The 328-nt window shown below is 53.0% G+C and carries 1 pseudogene; it reads left to right on the plus strand.

Features of this window, described 5'->3' with window-relative positions:
* Positions 1-328 (plus strand): annotated as a pseudogene (locus tag KDM89_RS21030) (cell envelope integrity protein TolA); the annotation flags it as partial.

The raw sequence follows: 328 nt of genomic DNA on the forward strand, positions 1-328 counted from the left end.
CTGAAAGAGCGCGAAAAAGCGGATAAGCAAAAACTGGCCGATCAGAAAGCACGCGAAGCGAAAGATAAAGCCGCTTCCGATAAGCTGTTCAAAGAGCAAATGCAGCGTTTGAATGCGCAGGCAGGCATGACCGGCAGCGGTGGCAGCGGCACGGCAGAAAAATCGACCGGCAATAATCGTGGCGACCCGAGCTATCTGGCCAAAATTGCGGCTAAAGTCCGTTCGAATATGAGTTACGGAGCGGCTGAGACGGCGGGTAGTAATCCCACTGTAGAGTATCGTATCGAGCTGTTCCCGGATTGTTCTTTGCGTGGCGGTCTTCGCAAAT

It is taken from the genome of Cognatundibacterium luofuense (genome assembly GCF_018139685.1).
Lineage (GTDB): Bacteria > Pseudomonadota > Gammaproteobacteria > Burkholderiales > Burkholderiaceae_D > Undibacterium > Undibacterium luofuense.